Raw genomic sequence first — 17,776 nt, 5'->3', positions numbered from 1 at the left:
AGGTTGGCTGCCGAACTCTTCTCCGGAGGGGAGCCTGGAGCTCGGCAGCCACCCACGAGTTGGGGAAGAGAGGTCGGATCAGAAGATGTCCGGGCACCAAGGGCGCCTGGACGTACGCAGCAGGGCGTCGGCCACTCGGGCGGCGCCCGCTCGTTCTTCCCGCACCCGCCCCAACGCGGCAAGCCGCACGGCCGACTCGTCACCGAGCCACAGCGCGGCCAACTCCCGCACATCGAGGGTGAGTTCGGCGGCGTCGCGACTACCCGGGGTACAGGACCCGACCCCCTCGCCGGACACGTCCAGCCGGTACCGCCCACCGGCGAACCCGCCCGCGTCGACGACGTCGAGGACAAGTCCGCGGCTGCCTGCCCCTTCGTGGCTGTCGTAGGGACGAGCCTCCAGAGCCCGTACGACATCCAGGATCCGCACCCACAGCCAGTCCGCGTGCGCGGTGAGCCTGGCGGCGCGCGGGTCCGGCAGGAAGAAGGGGAGCAGATCGTCCGGGGCCCGCCAGCCGGTCTTGACCTTGGTGATCCAGTCGATCGAGCAGAGGTACTGCCACAGGGCGCGCTCGGCGGCCGGGGTCGCGGCGATCAGCCAGTTCACATCGGCGGTGTCCTGCGGCTGCTTGGCCTCCCACTTGTCGTCGGCCTCGTAGGAGACAAGCCCGTCGACCTCCCCGTCCGCCGAACGGTAGACGGCGTAGAAGGGCTCGTCCCAGGACCCCCCGAACCGCACCACGCCCGTGTTGACCTGCCACCAGCGCTCGTCACGGCTGACGGCGCCCGGCTGCTGCCGCACGAGCCGCGCGTGCAGTTCGGGTCCCAGTTTCCGTACGTCCTCCCCGTCCACGAGGTCGATACGGCCGCCGTCCGTCGGGCCCGCCCAGCGGGGGTCGAGGCCGGTGCGCGGTACGTCGATGGTCCACTCGGAGGTCCAGGCGGCGGGGCCGAAGCCGTACCGTCCGTAGATCGGGTACTCGGCGGCGATCAGGGTCGCGACGACGTCCCCGCGGTCCTTCGCGGCGGCGAGGTCCTGGGTCATCATGCGGGTGAGGATGCCTCGGCGGCGGTGGGTGGGGGAGACGGAGACGTTGGAGATGGCGTCGGCGGGGACGGTAGCGCCGCCGCCGACACTCAATTCCTGCGGAAACGAACGGAAGGTAGCGACACATCGCCCGCCATCAAACGCACCGAGCGTCCGCCCCGGCAGAAACCCGCCGTGCCGCGCCTCCAGCTCCACATCACTGACCTCGGGCGACCGAAGAAACCCGGTGCTCAGGGCCCGGGTCCACTCCCGGAGCCCGTCTTCGCTGACGGGGCGTATGTCGATGGCGTCACGGGGGGTCATGGGGCCAGGCTAGGGGGAGGGCGCGGGGGTGTCGCGCGGATTTTTTCGCCCCCGCCGCCCCTACCCGTCCCATCCTCGGGGGCGCTGCCCCCGAACCCCCGCTCCTCAAACGCCGGAGGGGCTGAGATACCCAGGCATATCCAGCCCGTCCGGCGTTTGAGGACGAGGCCGTTCAGGCCGACAGCGGGGGTCTGGGGGCGCAGCCCCCAGGAACGGGATGGGACGGGTAGGGGCGGCGGGGGCGAAAAAATCCTTGCCGCACCCTCAGATCAGCAGGTCCTCCACCTGTGCCTCACCCTCCCGGTACCGCCGCGCGATCTCCCCGCTGCAGTCGTCCGCCGTCCGCTGCAACCCCTGCCGCCGCCGCGAAACCTGCTGCTCGTACCCCACCAACCTCCCCATCGCCGCCGTAAGCTCCGGATCCGTACGCGCGTCCAGATCCGACAGCTCGACCTCGGCGAGCATCTCCGCCGCCAGCCGCCCGTACTCCTCACTGTGCGGCGTCCCGAGCGTCACATGCCGCGCGGACGACCGCTGCCGCGCCGGCGCGTCCGTGAGGATCTCCGACAGCCGCTCGACGACCGACCCCTCCCCCACCGCGACCACGGACGTGGGCCCGCGCCGCGCCAGCTCCGCGCGCAGGATGTCGATACGCCCCTGCAGCAGCCGCCGTACGTAACTGAGGTCGGCCTCGTCCCGCTGGGCGTCCCGGCGCAGGGCGCGCAGTTCGGTCAGCCGCAGCACGGTGAGGTCGTGCGTGGGCGGCTCGGTGGCCAGCAACGAACCGATCGAAGTCGCCGGAGCGACGGCGGCGGCCGTATGAGGCCGCCCGGTACTCGGTGTGCTCATGTGCCTCTACCGTCCCCTCGACAGGCGAATGGGAGCATCGTGCCACCCCAAGTGGCCGCTATGTGACCGAGTGCCCCCGAACGGCCCCAGATAGGGGCTTAAGGATCAAAAAGAATCCCCCGACAGACCTGCGACAGGCCCACGACGACCGCGCGGCACGACCACGGCATGATGGGCGCATGCGTGCAGTGGTGCAGAGGGTGGACGGCGCGAGTGTCGTCGTGGACGGGGAAGTGACCGGCGAGATCACGGGCGAGGGCCTGTGCGTCCTCGTCGGGGTCACACACGAGGACACGAAGGAGAAGGCGGCCCAACTGGCCCGCAAACTCTGGTCGGTCCGCATGCTCGCGGACGAGAAGTCGTGCTCCGACATCGACGCCCCGCTGCTCGTCATCAGCCAGTTCACCCTGTACGGCGACGCCCGCAAGGGCCGCCGCCCGACCTGGAACGCGGCAGCCCCCGGCGACGTCGCCGAGCCCCTGGTCGACGAGGTGGTCGCCCAACTCCGTTCCCTGGGCGCGACGGTGGCGACGGGCCGCTTCGGCGCACAGATGCGGGTGAGCCTGACGAACGACGGCCCGTTCACGGTACTGATCGAAATGTAGGAGCAGTCGTACGGCTGCTACGGCTCGACCACGACCTCCTGCGCCGCCGCAGTCGTATCCGCGACCAGCCGCGCATCCACCGCCACGTTCCGCTTCACCAGCGCGAGCGCGACCGGCCCCAGCTCGTGATGCCGTACGGACGTAGTGATGAACCCGATCTTGCGGCCATCCGGCCCGTCGTCCGCGAGCCTCAACTCCGTGCCGGCGGGCGGCAGATGGACCTCGCTGCCGTCCAGGTGCAGGAAGACGAGCCGGCGCGGCGGCTTGCCCAGGTTCTGGACGCGGGCGACCGTCTCCTGCCCCCGGTAGCAGCCCTTCTGCAGATGCACCGCCGTGCCGATCCAGCCCAGCTCGTGCGGGATGGTGCGGTGGTCGGTCTCGAAGCCGAGCCGCGGCCGGTGCTGCTCGACCCGCAGCGCCTCGTACGCCAGCAGCCCCGCCGCAGGCCCGGCCTTCTCGGCGAACGACTCCAGCTCGGCACGCGGCAGGAAGAGATCACGCCCGTACGGGGTCTCCCGTACGACGACACCGCCGGGGACCTCGGCGATGGCCCCCGCGGGAAGGTGAACCACTGCGAACTCGCCCGTCCGGTCGGCGACTTCGACGCGGTAGAAGAACTTCATCGACTCCAGGTAGGCGATCAGCGCCTCCTGGGTGTCCGGCTCCACATGGGCCCAGGTGGTCGTGCCGTCGTCGACGAGATACAGAGCGTGCTCGATGTGACCGTGCGCCGACAGCACCAGCGCCTCGGTGGCCTCGCCCACGGGCAGGTCGCTGACGTGCTGGGTGAGCAGCAGATGCAGCCAGCTCAGCCGGTCGTCACCGGTGACGGTGATCACGCCGCGGTGGGAGAGGTCGACGAATCCGGTGCCCTCGGCGAGGGCACGCTGTTCGCGGAACAGTTCGCCGTAGTGGCCGGCGACGCCTTCGTCCACACCCTCGGCGGGGACGGCGCCGGGCAGGGACAGCAGAGGGCTCTTCATACGCACAAGCCTACGACGATGCCTACGACTCGGTAGTTGAACCCTTGGCAACCGTGGAAGCCTTGCGCGAGCAGTCCTCGCACCGCCCGAAGATCGCGAAGTGCTTCATGTCGGTCTCGAACCCGAAGGTCTCGCGCAGCTTGGCCGTGAAGTCCGCGGCGACGGTGACATCCGTCTCGATCACGTTGTCGCAGTCGCGGCAGACGAGGTGGATGTGGTGGTGCCGGTCGGCGAGGTGATAGGTCGGCGCCCCGTGCCCGAGGTGGGCATGGCTGACCAGCCCCAGCTCCTCCAGCAGCTCCAGGGTCCGGTAGACCGTGGAGATGTTGACCCCCGACGCCGTCTTCCGCACTTCCACGAGGATGTCGTCGGGGCTCGCGTGCTCAAGGGTGTCCACGGCTTCGAGCACAAGCTGCCGCTGAGGGGTCAGCCGGTAACCGCGCTGCCTGAGGTCGCTCTTCCAATCGGTGCTCACCACACCACAGAGTCTAGGTCTACGTCAGCCACCCAGGCAGTCGCCTCGGGTTTGCAGCTCGGGTCGTCGATGGCGTCGGCGAGCCCCGGCCGCGTCCAGCCTCACACGACGAGTGTGAGAGCAGGGGCCACTGACCTGGCCCCGCAGACCCACACCCACCAGCCGCGTGCGGCGATGTTGTGGGACGCATTCAGATCCGCGTGCTCAACAAAGCCGCAGAACCTGCAGACGAACACGGCCTGTGACGGCCGGTTCCGCCTGTCGATGTGGTGGCACCGGGAGCATTCTCGGCTGCTGTAGGCCGGATCGACATATACGACAGGCACCCCGGCTCGCTTGGCTTTATAGGCGATGAAATTGCCGAGCTGGTGGAAGGCCCAGGAGTGCAGCGCAATACGTTGGGGCTTCTTGAGCCGTACCCGCTCGCGGATGCCGCCCAGGTTTTCCAGAGCGATCCCACGACCAGTGCGTTGAGCCTCTGCCACGATGCGCTTGCTGATCTTGTGATTGATGTCGCGGGCCCGGCGCGCTTCCCTGCCCGCATACTTCTTCGCCCGTCGCTTGGCGGACTTGGTTCCCTTCCGCTGCAGCTTGCCGCGCGCTTTCCGACTCTGTTCACGGCAGCGGTTCAGCCACCGTCCACTGTGCCGCCGCCCGGTGGAAGTCGTAGCGATGTTCACGTACCACTGCCCGTTCCGGCGCAGCAGGTCGGACTCGCCATGTCGGTAGCGGGCCAGCAACTCCACCTGCTCCGGATGCCCCGTAAAAGCGATGCCCTTCAGCCGCCCCCGCACGGTCCAGATCGACACCGTCGTAGCGCTTACCTGCCAGGACAGACAGCGGTCATCGAACGGCTGGGCCACATCCGCGCGGAACGTGATCGGTCTTGAGGTAGCCCGCACGTACCGGTTCGAGCCCGGTTCCCCCAGATTTCCCGCGCGTACCTGTGCCTTCAGCGCGGCGTACGCGTCGGCAACCTTCCGCAACACGTGCAGCGCAGGCTGCGCCGACAGCCCCCGCACCCGTCGTCGGCAGGAGCTTGACCTGCACGACCAACTTCACGATCCAGAACGCTAGGTGGTGGTCCGCACCACGTCCTGGCAAACCTCATCCTTCACCCGAACAGGTGACCATTGACGTGCCTCACTTGAAGAAAGCGATCCCGTCGTCCGGCATGTCGTCCGGCAGGGCCTTCGCCCAGCGTTCGATGTCCTCGGGGGTGACGACCTTCTTCAGCTGGGCCGACATGTACGGGCGCAGCTCGACGTCCGGGGTCTGCTTCTCGCCGACCCACATCAGGTCGCTGTTCACGTAGCCGTACAGGCGCTTGCCGCCGCTGTACGGACCCGAGGCCGCCGTCCGTGCCACCGCGTCGGTCACGATGTCGATCTGCGGCTTCTTGGCGGCCAGCTCGCCGTACCAGACCTCGACGACACCGTCCTGGCGGACCATGACGACCTCGACCTTGCGGTCGGCGTCGATGCGCCAGTAGCCCGACTCGGACTCCAGGGGCCTGACCTTGTTGCCGTCGGCGTCCAGCACCCACGAGTGGGAGTGGTACTCCAGGAAGTCACGTCCGTCGTGCGTGAAGGTGACCTCCTGCCCGAAGTTGCACTTCTCGGCACCGGGGAAGTCGTGCACACCCGCTCCCGCCCACTTCCCGAGCAGGAAGACGAGGGGCACAAGGTCCTTGTGGAGGTCGGACGGGATCTCGATCATGAGCGGCGGTTCCTGCGATTCGTGGTGACGGGGGTCAGACGGGGGTCAGCGCTGACCCTGGTACAGCTTCTTCACCGTCAGACCGGCGAAGGCGAGAACGCCGACGGCGACCAGAACCAGCAGGGCTTCGAAGAATGCCTCAAGCACGGGGTGCTCCTCGGACGATCGATCGGTTGTGGGCACAAGAGCCGGGCCCAAGCTTACGCGGCCGGGACCCGGCTCTCTCGGCCAGGTGGTTCGGTACTACGGATGTGGTCAGCCGAGCAGCTGGCTCTGCAAGGTCACCGTCTGCTGGAAGGGCACGGCCAGGGCCTCGCCCTTCCTGGACTGCACGATCAGCGCGAGGGTGTCCCCGGCCGAGAGGTACGCGTGCCGGACGTGCTCGACGCCGTACGGTTTCGCCTCGACGTACAGCGAACGCGTGATGTCGCCGAGCAGTGACGCGGACGAGAAGTCCTCGTCCGGCTCGGACTCCTCGCCGCCGCGGATCGTGTACGCGGGGCCGTCGTAGTAGGCCAGGTTCGCGTACAGCTCGTCGGCGACGGCCGCGGTGTCGAACCGGAGCAGGTAGATACGGGTGTGCGTGCCGTCCGGCGTCCGCCAGCCGCGCCCGGCTATGTGCCGCAGGCCGTTGTCGGTGAGCACCTGGCTGAACTCGTCGCGCTCCACCGCCTCGGAGTACTCCGCCAGGAAGTCCTCCTTCGGCAGCCAGCCGTCCTCGCCGGCCAGCCCCTCGTCGGCCTCGCCACCCTTGGGCGCGGGCAGCACCAGTGCGCGCAGGTCGGCGTAGTGGGTGCCGGCCGTGTTCGCGTCGGCGAAGGGCGCGGGGCTGCCGGACGGCAGCGGCGGCCGGACGAGCAACGGGTACTCCCACCGCCCGTCCGATTCGGTCGCCAGTCCTGGTACGTCGGTCCGCTCCATCCGGGTGATGCCGTACGCGGCGGACGCGCCCACCACCGCGAAGACGGCCACGGCGGCGGTCCAGCGGAGGGCGGTGCGCAGGACACGGCGGTCCTTCTTGACCGACGGCACGGGCTCCGCCGGGGGCACGGGCTCCGCCGGGTCCGCCGGGGGCGGTACGAGTGGTGGCGCTTGCGGTGCTTCAGGCAGGGCAGGCGGCGGCGCGTCCTCCTGCTCCGGCTCGGTCCGCTGCCCCTCGGTCCGCTGCTCGGTCATACCGCCTCCCCCGGCTCCGTGATGCGGTCGAGCTGCTCGCGCAGCAGCACCGCGACTTCCTTGGTGTTCAGTGGCTCGACCGCGTACGCCGTGGCGCTGACCAGCACGTCGCCGACGTACGCGGAGCAGTACATCGCGTCGAGCTCCGTCTCGTCGCTCTTGGGCGGCAGGAAGCACTCGGCGTTCTTGTGGCCCTCGATCCTCGGGCCCTTGCGGAAGATGTCCAGGGCGTCCATGAACTCGCTCTGGAACCGGGACACGTCCCGGACGGTCGCCTTGTTCGCCATCTGCGCCAGCACGATGCTCACGGTGAAGGCATCCTCCGAGTAGGTGGAGGGCTCGGTGCCCCAGGCGAGGTAGCTGCGCATCGCCATGCCCTTGACGGGCTGCTTGTCGATCTCCCTCTCCAGCCGCCTGCGCTGGGTGCGGGGCAGGTCGCGCAGCGACTCCTTGCGCAGGGCGGTGGCCTGAGCCCCGCTGAGCAGGGAGTCGGAGCCGAACTCCGCGATGTCCGGGCCGCGCTCCCAGGTGTCGGTCTTGTACGGCACGAGCATGCCGGCGAGCCCGGACGCGGCCGTCTCCTGCGTCTCGTCCGCCGTGGTCTTCGGGAACTTCCAGACGGGGGCACCCGCGTCCCGGTCGGCGCCGTTCACGGTCACGACGGTGTAGCCGGCGCCCGCGACGACAGCGCCGGCGAGGAGGACGGAGGTGGCGATGGCGGCGATACGGCCGCGGCGCACCGGCTTCTTCGGGGATGCGGGGTCCGGGGCGGGCGTTACGTCCTGGGGCTCGGAGGTCTCCGAGATCTCAGGAGTCTCCGGGACTTCAGGGCTCTTCTGGGCGTCAGGGCTCTCCTGGGCGTCAGGGCTCTCCTGGACGTCAGGAGTTTCCGCGTTCTCGCTCACAGCCGCTCCATCTGCCGCTTGGCCAGGTCCATGATCTCCGCCTTGGAGATCGGCTTGGTGTCGTAGACCCAGACCTCCATGGCGATGTCACCGCGCCAGGCGTGGGCCTCGGCGCTGTACATCGGCTCATAACCGGCCTCGATCTCGGGCTTGGTGGTGACGTACGCCATGCCCTCGCCCGTGCCGGGGACGGGCCAGCTGCGGGTACCTTCCACGTTCCAGCCGTCGGCGGATTCCGCGGCGGCGAGGTACTCCTCCTGGCGGTACTGGACGAGCCGGATCTCGACGCTGTGCGCGCTGCCCACCTGCCAGGTGGTGTTGGCCGCGCGCCGGAACTCGTCCGCGACGAGGTCGCCGAAGAAGCTCTTCGAGTCCTCGACCTGGTCCGCGTAATCGGCGATGTCCAGCCAGCCGTCCTCGCCCGACGGGAACTCCGAGTCCTTCGCCCCCTTCGGCCGCTTCAGCAGCAGCTTCCGCAGGTCCCCGTCGGTCTTCACCCTGCGGTCCTGCGCGGCCGACAGCGGCTCGGGCCCCTCGCCCTTGGCCTGCGCGAGCACCGGCTGCGAGAGCGAGGGCAGCTTGGTGGGCTCGCGATCGGCCTGTACGAGATAACCGGCGCAGGTTCCAGCGACAAGTCCCAGCACTGCGGCACCGGCGATCAGCAGCGTCGTGCGCCCGCGCCGACGCACCCGCGGCGGCGCGGGCGGCTCCTGCGGGGTTTCCGCGGCCTCCGGCACAGCCGGTTCCTCCACGCCCTCGACGACCTCCAGGGTCTTCGGCGCTTCGGGTACTTCCGAGACTTCCAAGACGTCCCCCATGCAACGTGACGCACGGATTCCCTATCCGCGCGCACAAGAGACTCATGGTGAACGCCCAGAGTTGTAAGGGAGCAGATCACGATTCGGACTAGGCGACCGCGCCGAAGACGAGGGCAACGGCGGTCGCGGTCGGCGCCCGGCACGCGCCGCCCTGAGGTGAACAACGGGTCCGCACCACGGCCTACCATGCGGCCATGGCGAAGAAGCTCGTGATCAAGGTGACAGCGGGGGCCGACGCCCCCGAGCGCTGCTCTCAGGCGTTCACGGTGGCGGCGGTGGCCGTGGCCAGCGGGGTCGAGGTGTCGCTGTGGCTGACCGGCGAGTCGGCGTGGTTCGCGCTGCCGGGCCGGGCCGCCGAGTTCGAGCTGCCGCACGCGGCGCCGCTGCCCGACCTGATCGACTCGGTCCTCGCGGCAGGCCGCCTCACCCTGTGCACGCAGTGCGCGGCCCGCCGGGACATCACGGAGAAGGACGTCATCGAGGGCGTACGGATCGCGGGGGCGCAGGTCTTCGTCCAGGAGGCGATGGCGGACGGTACGCAGGCCCTCGTCTACTAGAGCGAGTCGTCCCTGACAGCCCCGACGAACGCCGCCCAGGCGCCGGCGGGCAGGACGAGGGCGCCTCGACCGGGGTCCTTACTGTCCCGGACGGGGACGACGGCGGGGAGGTTGGGGGCGACTTCGACGCACTCGCCGCCGCTCGTGTTGCTGTAGCTGCTCTTGCGCCACGTCACGCCGGTCACGTCGATGGCTCGCACGGTACTTCCTCCAACAGCCGCAGGATGAACTCCCGCGACCCGGCCGGTGAGAGCGCCAGGTCACGCAACGCATCGTACCTACGTTGCAACAGTTCAACTGAGGCGTTTTCTTCGGTCAGTTCGCCGCGCAGGTCGTTCTCGGTGTAGGCGACCGTACGGCCGTCCAGCAGCCGCAGGAACATCACGGCGGTGTTCATCAAGCCGTGCAGGCCAACACTGAACGGCAGTACCTGGAGGACGATGTTCGTGCGGTCCGCAGCTTCCGCCAGGAACTCCAACTGCTCACGCCACGCCGCCAGATCACGCAGGGGCGTGCGCAGCACCGCCTCGGAGAGGATGGCGCGGAACGGGGGCGCGTCGTCCCCCTCCAGCAGCTTCCGTCGCCCTGCGCGCGCCTCGACCTGCTGATCCAGCTCCTGACTCTTGATCCAGCCCACCGCGAGCGCTTCCCGCACATACCCGTCCGTCTGAAGCAGACCCGGCGGCGCACTCACCGCGTAATGCCACAAGCTCACCGCCTCGGCCTCCAGCATCATGTAGCGCCGATACTGCTCCTTGAACTGCGTCGGATCCCCCACCGCCAGTTCCCACAAGGTGAGTACGAGCCCACCCGTCCCGTAATGCTGATCCAGCGCCTGAGCCACCTCGGGGCTCCCCAGCGTCGCCCCGCTCTCCAGCTTGCCGAAGAGGGACGCGTCCCAGCCCAACACCTCCGCCAGCTGCCGCAGGCTCTCCCCACGCTCGGCCCGGAGTAAGCGCAGCTCCTCCGCGAACCGTCGCCTGGGCTCCTGGCTCCGCCCGGTGATCACCCTTCTCGACGGCATCGGACTCCTCCTGTGGAATTTATGGAACTTGCGCCTCCAGGCGCCGAACAACCCCCGGTCAGCGGCGTTTTGGCCGCGCGGACGAGTCATGCTCACCCTGAACCCGAATACGCAGAGTAGTACAAACACCGCATTCCGTATAGAAGTTGGATGAAAGGAACGGCACCCATGACCCCCGAGCCGACGACATCCGCGACATCCTTCGAGCCCGGCACCCTTGTCCACGACCCGGCCACGGACAGAGTGGGCGAGTACCGCGACACCGTCGGCCCGTACGCGCTGCTGCGCCCCGTCGGCGGCGGCCGTGAGTGGCAGGCCGACCCCGCGTCGCTGCGGGCGGCCACGCCCGAGCAGCGCCTGAGCGCCGGCGTACGGGCCGCCAACGAGCGTGCCGCACGCGACACTTGGGGCCACGTGGACCTGGGCCGACCACCCCTGCCGGTGTCCGGCTGCGAGACGTGCGCCGAACTGGCCGGGCAGCGGCAGACCGCGCGGGCGGAGTCGGACGCCAGCGCGGTGACCGACGCCGACGTCCTGATGCGCAGGCACCAGCGGGCGGAGCACGGAGCGTGACGCGGCGGATCTTCCGGTATGTGGCGTACGCGCTCGTGCAGGACCTCAGCGCGTACCCGGAGTACGCCGCGCGCTGCGTCTCGGGGGAGGAGAAGGACTGCGGGGCGGAGTCCGGCACATGGCCCGGGCCGGGGGAGGTCGAGGAGTGGCAGCGCAGGCACACTCAGGAGACCCGGCACACGCGCTATCGCCGCGTCTTCGCGGACTACGCGGTCATGGAGCCGACCGAGGGGCCCGACAGCCCGCCCCCGGGGACAGAGGTTCACCCGGTTGAGTTGATCCCCGGTGAACCCACGACTCCCCCCACGTCCCGTCACTACGGTGAGGCATCTACCTCGTAACCGAACGTGACCAGGGGGACCTCATGCCCATGTCGAAGCTCCGCCGTGCCCTGGCGTGGTTCGTCGACTTCGCACTGGTGGTGGCAGGGGCCTCCGCCCTCGCCGTGCTCACCTTCCACCGCGTGTCCGCGCTCGTCGCCGACGTACCCGCCCTGGCGGCGCGCAGCGGCCTCGAACTGCTCACCTCGCGCGGCGACTTCATCAAGGCCTCGGCGGAACTCGGTCTCGCGCTGTGGAACAAGTCGGTCCTGTACGTGGAACAGGCCTTCGGCCTGCTGATCCTCGGCACGTTCCTCTACCAGTGGGCCGCACTGGCGTTCACGGGCAGCACCATCGGCAAGGCCCTGCTCGGCCTGAAGGTCGCTCCGGTCGTCCCGTCCGCCCCGCGCCGTGCGGTGCTGCGCGCTGCGGTCACCACCACGGCGGACGTCGCCGTCTACGCGCTGGCCTGCGTCCTGCTGTTCGAGGGCCAGTTCGTGCTCTCGACGCTGGTCTGGGCGACGGCCGTCCTCGTCTTCGCCGGCAACGCCCTGCCGGTCCTCTCCCCCAGCCGCCGCTCCCTGGCCGACCGGCTGGCGGGCACGGCCGTCACGGGGATCGAGCTCGGCCGCGGCGACCGGGGCTGATCAGGGCATGGCCTGCGCCCACAGGCAGAAGGGATGACCGGAAGGGTCCAGCAGGACTCGTACGTCCTCCTGGGGCTGGTACTCGTGGAGGCGGGCGCCCTCCGACACCGCCCTCGCCGTCTCCCCCTCCAGGTCGTCGACCTCGATGTCCAGGTGGAGCATCATCTGCTGGTCGCCGGGGTTGCGGGTGGGCCACACGGGTGGGACGTACGCACGTTCGGTCTCGAAGGCCAGCGAGACGCCCTGCTCGCCGGGCGGTGGGCCGATGAGGACCCAGTCGGGTTCGTCGGCCCGCACGACGTACCCGAGCAGACGCACATAGAAATCGGCCAGCTCGTGCGCGTCATGCGCGTCGAGCACCACAGTGGAGATCCTCGCAGGCGACATGCCCGCCTTCTTACTGGTGCCGCTTCTTGCCGTCCAGCTCGTCCCACCACTCGTCGGACTTGGGGTCGCCGGACGGGTCGTCCCACCAACGGTCGTCCGGGCCGCGGCGGTTGGCGGTCATCGCCGCCAGGGGCGGGATCACCATCGCCACCAGACACATGCCCACCGCCACCGGCATCGACCACAGGCGTACGACGGACCAGGCCAGGACGAAGAGTCCGATGCACGTTCCCATCATGGCGAAGTAGACGTGCCGCCGTCGCGCGTACATACGTCCAGGGTAGGCCCGTACGCGGCGAAGGGCCGCACCCCGGAACCACGGGATGCGGCCCTTCGGACACCGGGTGTCAGACGGCGATCGCGACCTCGGCGAGGCCGCCCGTCTGGGCGACGACCGTGCGGTCCGCCGTGCCGCCGGGGACGAGGGCCCGGACGGTCCACGTGCCCTCGGCCGCGTAGAAGCGGAACTGTCCGGTCGCCGAGGTCGGGACCTCGGCGGTGAACTCGCCGGTCGAGTCCAGCAGGCGGACGTATCCGACCACCGGCTCGCCGTCGCGGGTCACCTGACCCTGGATCGTGGTCTCACCGGGCTTGATCGTCGAGGCGTCCGGGCCGCCGGCCTTCGCTCCACACATGTCTTACTCCAAGAGGGGTCTGACCGGACGGCAGGGAAGGCCGGTCGGGGTGTACGGGGGTTCGCTTACTTGTTGGCGCCGAGCTCGATCGGGACGCCGACCAGGCTGCCGTACTCGGTCCAGGAGCCGTCGTAGTTCTTGACGTTCTCCACGCCGAGCAGCTCGTGCAGGACGAACCAGGTGAGCGCGGAACGCTCACCGATGCGGCAGTAGGCGATGGTGTCCTTCGCCAGGTCCACCTGCTCCTCGGCGTAGAGCTCCTTCAGCTCGTCGTCCGACTTGAAGGTGCCGTCGTCGTTGGCGTTCTTCGACCACGGGATGTTGCGGGCGGACGGGACGTGGCCCGGGCGCTGCGACTGCTCCTGCGGGAGGTGGGCAGGCGCGAGCAGCTTGCCGCTGAACTCGTCGGGCGAGCGTACGTCGACCAGGTTCTGCGAGCCGATGGCCGCCACCACGTCGTCGCGGAAGGCGCGGATGGACTTGTCCTGCGGCTTGGCCTTGTAGTCGGTGGCGGGACGCGAGGGAACCTCTTCCACCAGCTCGCGGGCGTCCAGCTCCCACTTCTTGCGGCCGCCGTCGAGCAGCTTCACGCTGTCGTGGCCGTACAGCTTGAAGTACCAGTAGGCGTACGAGGCGAACCAGTTGTTGTTGCCGCCGTAGAGGACGACCAGGGTGTCGTTGCCGATGCCCTTCGCCGAGAGGAGCTTCTCGAAGCCCTCCTGGTCGATGAAGTCACGGCGGACCGGGTCCTGGAGGTCCTTGGTCCAGTCGATCCGGATGGCGCCTCGGATGTGGTTCTTCTCGTAGGCGGACGTGTCCTCGTCCACCTCGACGATGGCGATGTCGGCGTTGTCGAGGTTGGCCTCGACCCAGTCGGCGTCGACCAGTACATCGCTGCGGCTCATGCTTTTTCTCCTCCGGGGCAGGTGCGGGGGCAGGTGTGGCAGGGGGTGCGACTGGCGCACAGGGCCCTTGGGTGAGGGCGCCGGGGATACGGAAGGGGGTGGGCCGCTGAGGCCGCGCGCTTCCGCTCAGAAAGGGCGACAGAGCATGGCGGCGACGCGGCACAGGTCTACTGCCCGCCGCTTCGTGAGGTCCGCCTGTCGCTGCATAGCGTCGATCGTAGGGACGGATTGCCGGGGATGTCACCGGCATGTCGCATGGTGAGATGCGATCGTCCACAATGTGGGATGCGAGGGGGGAGAGGTGCCCTCGCCGCAGGGGTACGGGCCGGGGCAGCGGGCGTGCGCCCGTCGTCCCATCTGCTGTACGGACAGTCCCGTCTCGCCAGTTGGACGCTCCCGCCCCGGGCGGCAGTTGTCGGCCTGACGCGTCCTACCCCGCCAGGCTGACGTTCGAACCCTTCACCGAGATGTCCACACCGGTCTTCCCCGCCTCGACCGAGTCCAGCTCGATGCCGCCGGGCAGGCCCTCGATCTTCTGCTCGAAGTCGGCGATCGACTGGACCTCGGCGTCGGCGAGCTGGACGTCGTCGTCCAGGCTGGGGATCGAGTCGGCGCTCACCCGGACGGTGTTCCCGTCGACGACGGTGACGCTGCTGAGCAGGTACACGGGCTGCTTCAGGGTGCTCACCTCGACGGCGACCTTGATCTTGCCGTTGCCGCCGTCGGAGAGGCCGACGACCTTCGCGGTGATGCCCAGCGGCAACTGGGCCTCCTGCGCGTTGGCGGCCTTGAGGAGCTGGTCGTAGGAGATGGTCGCGCTGCCGGTGGCGGTGGCCGCGGTGGCGGAGCTGTAGTCGCCGGTGAACTCGACGCCGCGCATCTGGGCGTTCAGGTCGTCGATGCGGATGCTCTGGCCGGAGACTCCGGTGTCGGCCTCGTAGTCCTTGATGCCGACCTCGACGTCGTCGAGTTCGCCGCCGGCGACCTGGGTGAGGAAGGGGAAGCCCTTGATCGACACGTCCGGGGTGGTGGCCAGCCCCTCGCTGGCCTTGAGGCGGTCCGCGACCTCGTCCTCCGCGAAGCCGACGGCGACGCGGTCGGCGATCACGAAGAGGCCGCCGAGGACGACGGCCACGATGAGGAGTATTCGGAATGCACGCATGTGCGCGACGGTACCCGGGGGGCGCCTCCACCGGGCAACTTTCCTCGCCCCCGCCGCCCCTACCCGTCCCATCCCTGGGGGCTGCGCCCCCAAACCCCCGCTGTCGGCCTGAACGGCCTCGTCCTCAAACGCCGGACAGGCTGGGAGGTGGTGGCAGGCGGGTGGGTGGGAAAGTCGCGCTGAACGCGCTCGTCCTCAAACGCCGGACGGGCTGGATGGTGCCAGCCGGGGCTTGATCTTTTAGCCCGTCCGGCGTTTGAGGACAAGGCCCGTTCAGGGCCGGAGCGGGGGTCTGGGGGCGGCAGCCCCCAGAAGGATGGGACGGGTAGGGGCGGCGGGGGCGAGGAAAATCCCTCAGGCCAACGCCCGCCCCACCAAATACACCGCCGGAGCAGCCGCCGCCAACGGCAGCGCCACCCCTGCCGTGAAGTGCACGAACCGCGACGGGTAGTCGTAGCTGGCCACCCGGTGTCCGACGAGCGCGCAGACCCCCGCCGCCACCCCGAGGAACGCACCCTCGCTCCCCAGCCCCGTCATCCCCCCGACCGCCACCCCGGCCCCCGCAGCCGCCAGCAGGGCAACCACCACCGAGACGGCCGTCGGCAACGGCAGCGCCCGGGCCAGCACGGCCACCGCGACCGCGGCCGCCCCGACGCTCACCGCGTCCGGGTCCGCCGCGAGGTGACCGGCCGCGATGATCGTCAGCGCCGCCGAGGCGACCGTCGCCATCAGGCCGGACATCCGGGTGTCCGGATCCGCGTGGGACCGGAGCTGGAGGACCAGGGTCAGCAGGACCCAGACAGCGAGCGTGCCGAGGATCGCCGCAGGACCGTTCTCGCGCCCCGCCGCCAGCAGGGCCACGTCCGCCGTGAGCCCGCCCGCGAAGGCGAGGGCGATGCCCTGCCGGGCCGGCCACATGCCGTTCAGCCGGAACCAGCCGGCCGCGGTGACCGCCTGGAGGACGACGAGCGGCACGACCAGCGCGTACGACCCGATGGCCGCCGTACCGGACAGGAACAGCCCCAGCACCGCCGTGAGGGCGGCGGGCTGCATCCCGGGCTCGATGATCGGCGAACGCCCTTCGAGGCGCGCCCGCTGCGCGTCGGTGATCCGGGCGTTGCCCGCGACCGTGGCGGGCCCGTACCCGGTGTCCCCGGTGTCCCCGGCAGCGCTCTGCGGCGGCAGGTACGGAGTCTCCGGCACCTCCGGCACCTCCGCCAGAGCCGTCACCGGGGCCTGCATCTGGGTCTCCCAGGTCTGACCCTGCCACTGCTGCGTGTACTGCTGCGCCTGCGCCTCGTCGTACGCCTGCTGCTGCCCGGGCCAGGCCTGCGCCTGAGGCTGCTGCTGTTGCTGCTGATACGGGTCGTAACCCTGGTTCTGGCTCTGGTTCTGGCTCTGGTACGCGTCGCCGTACTGGCCCTCGTACTGGCCCTCGTACTGGCCCTCGTACTGCTGCCCATACGGCTGCTGCTGGTCGCTCATAGCCCTGCGCTCACCCTCCTGCGAACGGCGGGAGCACCTCGACCGTGCCGCCCTCGGCCAGCCGTACCGTCTCATGTTCGCGGGTGCCCACGGGGTCACCGTCGATGAGGAACGAGCATCGGCGCAGGACGCGGACGAGTTCGCCGGGGTGTCGCTCGCGGACCTCGTCGAGCGCCTCGGCGAGGGTGGCCGCGTCGTACGGCTCCTCGGCGACCCCGGCCGCGGCCTTCGCGGCGGCCCAGTAGCGCACCGTGACCTTTGGCATCTCTGCTTCCTCAATCAATCGGCTGTGACATCACTCAGGCTAGCCCGCCTGTGCGACAGCCCAGTCCCCGATGCGCCGCAACAGCTCGTCGTCCGCCGCGTGCTCCGCGTGACCCATCCCCGGCTCCAGCCACAGTTCGCCCGCGTCCCCCGCCGCCTCCGCGAGCATCCGCGGGTGGTCCACCGGGAAGTAGCCGTCGCGGTCGCCGTGGACGATGAGGAGCGGGGTCGGCGCGATCCGGGGCACCGCCTCCACCGGGGAGAGGGGTACGGGGTTCCAGTCGCGGTGGTGGATGCGCGTACGGAGGCCGTAGCGGCCCAGCAGGCGGCCCTCGGGGCGGGTCACCAGCCAGTGCACGCGGCGCATGGGGGCCGTACCCCGGTAGTACCAACGGGCCGGCGCACTCACCGAAACCACGGCGTCCGACACCGCATCCGTGCGCCCCTCGTGCTTCGGCCCGTACAGCGCCGCGTGCCGGAGCACGACCGAGCCGCCCATCGAGAAGCCGACCGTGGCGACCCGGGTGTGCCCTAGTTCACGTGCCCATCTGACGGCGGCGGCGAGGTCGAGGACCTCGCGGTCGCCGACCGTCGAACGTCCGCCCGAGGCGCCGTGGCCCCGGAAGGAGAACGTCACCACGGCGCCGTACTGCGCGAACGCCTCCGCCACCCGTCGAACGTGCGGGCGGTCCACATCCCCTGTGAAACCGTGCGCGACGACGAACGCCAGATGATCGGAAGATGGCGTCGAAGCGTCGTATACAACGCCTCCCGGCTCGTATACGGCATCGATCGTCACCCCGTCGTCAGTGCTCAGAAACCTTCGCAGAGGGGTGCGATCAGCCGTCTCAGAGTTCGGGACGGTGAAAGATCGCGTCACATGACCTGCCGGACCAGTGCTCATGTGGGCTATTCTGCTGGGCAGAGGACTCGGGCA

At 69.7% G+C, this 17,776-nt stretch carries 25 protein-coding genes; 5 read left to right on the top strand and 20 right to left on the bottom strand.

Annotated elements, in window-relative coordinates:
* Nucleotides 1-78: 78 nt before the first annotated feature.
* Together LUX31_RS24645 and LUX31_RS24640 are read right to left on the bottom strand one after the other, a co-directional pair.
* Nucleotides 79-1,350 (bottom strand): GNAT family N-acetyltransferase, encoded by a 1,272-nt coding sequence (locus LUX31_RS24645; protein ID WP_235477133.1) that lies wholly within the window; start codon nt 1,348-1,350, stop codon nt 79-81.
* Nucleotides 1,351-1,614: 264 nt separating this feature from the next.
* Nucleotides 1,615-2,199: an RsiG family protein gene (locus tag LUX31_RS24640; protein WP_235477132.1), complete on the bottom strand. Its 585-nt coding sequence runs from the start codon at nt 2,197-2,199 to the stop codon at nt 1,615-1,617.
* Nucleotides 2,200-2,378: 179 nt separating this feature from the next.
* Here LUX31_RS24640 and dtd point away from each other — a divergent pair, with 179 nt between their 5' ends.
* Complete coding sequence (gene dtd / locus LUX31_RS24635) at nt 2,379-2,804, top strand: D-aminoacyl-tRNA deacylase (RefSeq protein WP_235477131.1); 426 nt, start codon at nt 2,379-2,381, stop codon at nt 2,802-2,804.
* A 17-nt stretch (nt 2,805-2,821) separates the two neighbouring features.
* On the opposite strand, the gene ygfZ is transcribed toward dtd, so the two are convergent.
* From ygfZ to LUX31_RS24600, 7 genes are all read right to left on the bottom strand, one after another.
* Complete coding sequence (ygfZ, locus tag LUX31_RS24630; protein WP_235477130.1) at nt 2,822-3,787, bottom strand: CAF17-like 4Fe-4S cluster assembly/insertion protein YgfZ; 966 nt, start codon at nt 3,785-3,787, stop codon at nt 2,822-2,824.
* 22 nt (nt 3,788-3,809) lie between these two features.
* Nucleotides 3,810-4,265, bottom strand: a complete 456-nt coding sequence (locus LUX31_RS24625) for a Fur family transcriptional regulator (RefSeq protein ID WP_235477129.1) — start codon at nt 4,263-4,265, stop codon at nt 3,810-3,812.
* A 98-nt stretch (nt 4,266-4,363) separates the two neighbouring features.
* Nucleotides 4,364-5,248: an RNA-guided endonuclease InsQ/TnpB family protein gene (locus tag LUX31_RS24620; protein ID WP_328285691.1), complete on the bottom strand. Its 885-nt coding sequence runs from the start codon at nt 5,246-5,248 to the stop codon at nt 4,364-4,366.
* A 157-nt stretch (nt 5,249-5,405) separates the two neighbouring features.
* Nucleotides 5,406-5,981 carry an FABP family protein gene (locus LUX31_RS24615; protein ID WP_235477128.1) on the bottom strand — a complete coding sequence of 192 codons (576 nt, stop codon included), beginning with the start codon at nt 5,979-5,981 and terminating at the stop codon, nt 5,406-5,408.
* Between the two features lie 255 nt (nt 5,982-6,236).
* Complete coding sequence (locus tag LUX31_RS24610; protein WP_235477127.1) at nt 6,237-7,157, bottom strand: hypothetical protein; 921 nt, start codon at nt 7,155-7,157, stop codon at nt 6,237-6,239.
* On the bottom strand, nt 7,154-8,062 hold the full coding sequence (locus LUX31_RS24605) for a hypothetical protein (protein WP_235477126.1): 909 nt from the start codon (nt 8,060-8,062) through the stop codon (nt 7,154-7,156). The genes LUX31_RS24610 and LUX31_RS24605 overlap by 4 nt, the downstream gene beginning before the upstream one ends.
* Nucleotides 8,059-8,880, bottom strand: a complete 822-nt coding sequence (locus tag LUX31_RS24600) for a hypothetical protein (RefSeq protein WP_443045995.1) — start codon at nt 8,878-8,880, stop codon at nt 8,059-8,061. Before LUX31_RS24600 ends, LUX31_RS24605 begins: the two co-directional genes overlap by 4 nt.
* A gap of 194 nt (nt 8,881-9,074) precedes the next feature.
* Between LUX31_RS24600 and LUX31_RS24595 the strand changes: the two genes are divergently transcribed.
* A complete protein-coding gene (locus LUX31_RS24595) occupies nt 9,075-9,437 on the top strand; it encodes a DsrE family protein (RefSeq protein WP_235477124.1) in 363 nt (120 codons plus the stop codon).
* On the opposite strand, the gene LUX31_RS24590 is transcribed toward LUX31_RS24595, so the two are convergent.
* Nucleotides 9,434-9,637 carry a DUF397 domain-containing protein gene (locus LUX31_RS24590; protein ID WP_235477123.1) on the bottom strand — a complete coding sequence of 68 codons (204 nt, stop codon included), beginning with the start codon at nt 9,635-9,637 and terminating at the stop codon, nt 9,434-9,436. The two genes, LUX31_RS24595 and LUX31_RS24590, sit on opposite strands and share 4 nt — an antisense overlap.
* Entirely contained in the window at nt 9,619-10,461 is an 843-nt protein-coding gene (locus LUX31_RS24585) for a helix-turn-helix domain-containing protein (RefSeq protein WP_235477122.1), read from the bottom strand. Before LUX31_RS24585 ends, LUX31_RS24590 begins: the two co-directional genes overlap by 19 nt.
* Nucleotides 10,462-10,629: 168 nt before the next feature.
* On the opposite strand from LUX31_RS24585, the gene LUX31_RS24580 reads away from it, so the two are divergent.
* From LUX31_RS24580 to LUX31_RS24570, 3 genes are read left to right on the top strand one after another with little or no spacing between them, the layout of a single operon-like run.
* A complete protein-coding gene (locus LUX31_RS24580) occupies nt 10,630-11,034 on the top strand; it encodes a hypothetical protein (RefSeq protein WP_235477121.1) in 405 nt (134 codons plus the stop codon).
* Entirely contained in the window at nt 11,031-11,375 is a 345-nt protein-coding gene (locus LUX31_RS24575; RefSeq protein ID WP_235477120.1) for a DUF7848 domain-containing protein, read from the top strand. The genes LUX31_RS24580 and LUX31_RS24575 overlap by 4 nt, the downstream gene beginning before the upstream one ends.
* Before the next feature lie 23 nt (nt 11,376-11,398).
* Nucleotides 11,399-12,001, top strand: coding sequence for an RDD family protein (locus LUX31_RS24570; protein ID WP_235477119.1), 603 nt, complete (start codon nt 11,399-11,401; stop codon nt 11,999-12,001).
* Here LUX31_RS24570 and LUX31_RS24565 read toward each other — a convergent pair whose 3' ends face one another.
* The 9 genes from LUX31_RS24565 to LUX31_RS24530 form a co-directional block, all read right to left on the bottom strand.
* Entirely contained in the window at nt 12,002-12,388 is a 387-nt protein-coding gene (locus tag LUX31_RS24565; RefSeq protein ID WP_235477118.1) for a VOC family protein, read from the bottom strand.
* 10 nt (nt 12,389-12,398) lie between these two features.
* Nucleotides 12,399-12,659, bottom strand: coding sequence for a DUF3099 domain-containing protein (locus LUX31_RS24560; RefSeq protein ID WP_235477117.1), 261 nt, complete (start codon nt 12,657-12,659; stop codon nt 12,399-12,401).
* A gap of 76 nt (nt 12,660-12,735) precedes the next feature.
* A complete protein-coding gene (locus tag LUX31_RS24555) occupies nt 12,736-13,023 on the bottom strand; it encodes a DUF1416 domain-containing protein (RefSeq protein ID WP_093780197.1) in 288 nt (95 codons plus the stop codon).
* Between the two features lie 65 nt (nt 13,024-13,088).
* Nucleotides 13,089-13,928: a sulfurtransferase gene (locus LUX31_RS24550; RefSeq protein ID WP_235477116.1), complete on the bottom strand. Its 840-nt coding sequence runs from the start codon at nt 13,926-13,928 to the stop codon at nt 13,089-13,091.
* A 126-nt stretch (nt 13,929-14,054) separates the two neighbouring features.
* A complete protein-coding gene (locus LUX31_RS37955; RefSeq protein WP_351335063.1) occupies nt 14,055-14,135 on the bottom strand; it encodes an Ms5788A family Cys-rich leader peptide in 81 nt (26 codons plus the stop codon).
* A gap of 223 nt (nt 14,136-14,358) precedes the next feature.
* Nucleotides 14,359-15,090 carry an LmeA family phospholipid-binding protein gene (locus LUX31_RS24545; protein ID WP_235477115.1) on the bottom strand — a complete coding sequence of 244 codons (732 nt, stop codon included), beginning with the start codon at nt 15,088-15,090 and terminating at the stop codon, nt 14,359-14,361.
* 354 nt (nt 15,091-15,444) lie between these two features.
* A complete protein-coding gene (locus LUX31_RS24540) occupies nt 15,445-16,575 on the bottom strand; it encodes a hypothetical protein (RefSeq protein WP_235477114.1) in 1,131 nt (376 codons plus the stop codon).
* 10 nt (nt 16,576-16,585) lie between these two features.
* Nucleotides 16,586-16,840, bottom strand: coding sequence for a MoaD/ThiS family protein (locus tag LUX31_RS24535; RefSeq protein ID WP_235477113.1), 255 nt, complete (start codon nt 16,838-16,840; stop codon nt 16,586-16,588).
* A gap of 39 nt (nt 16,841-16,879) precedes the next feature.
* Nucleotides 16,880-17,743 carry an alpha/beta hydrolase gene (locus LUX31_RS24530; RefSeq protein WP_235477112.1) on the bottom strand — a complete coding sequence of 288 codons (864 nt, stop codon included), beginning with the start codon at nt 17,741-17,743 and terminating at the stop codon, nt 16,880-16,882.
* Nucleotides 17,744-17,776: the final 33 nt, after the last annotated feature.

The organism is Streptomyces sp. GQFP (genome assembly GCF_021545335.1).
GTDB lineage: Bacteria > Actinomycetota > Actinomycetes > Streptomycetales > Streptomycetaceae > Streptomyces.
The sequence above is the reverse complement of the archived record's forward strand: the minus strand, read 5'-3'. Positions and strand labels throughout refer to the sequence as shown.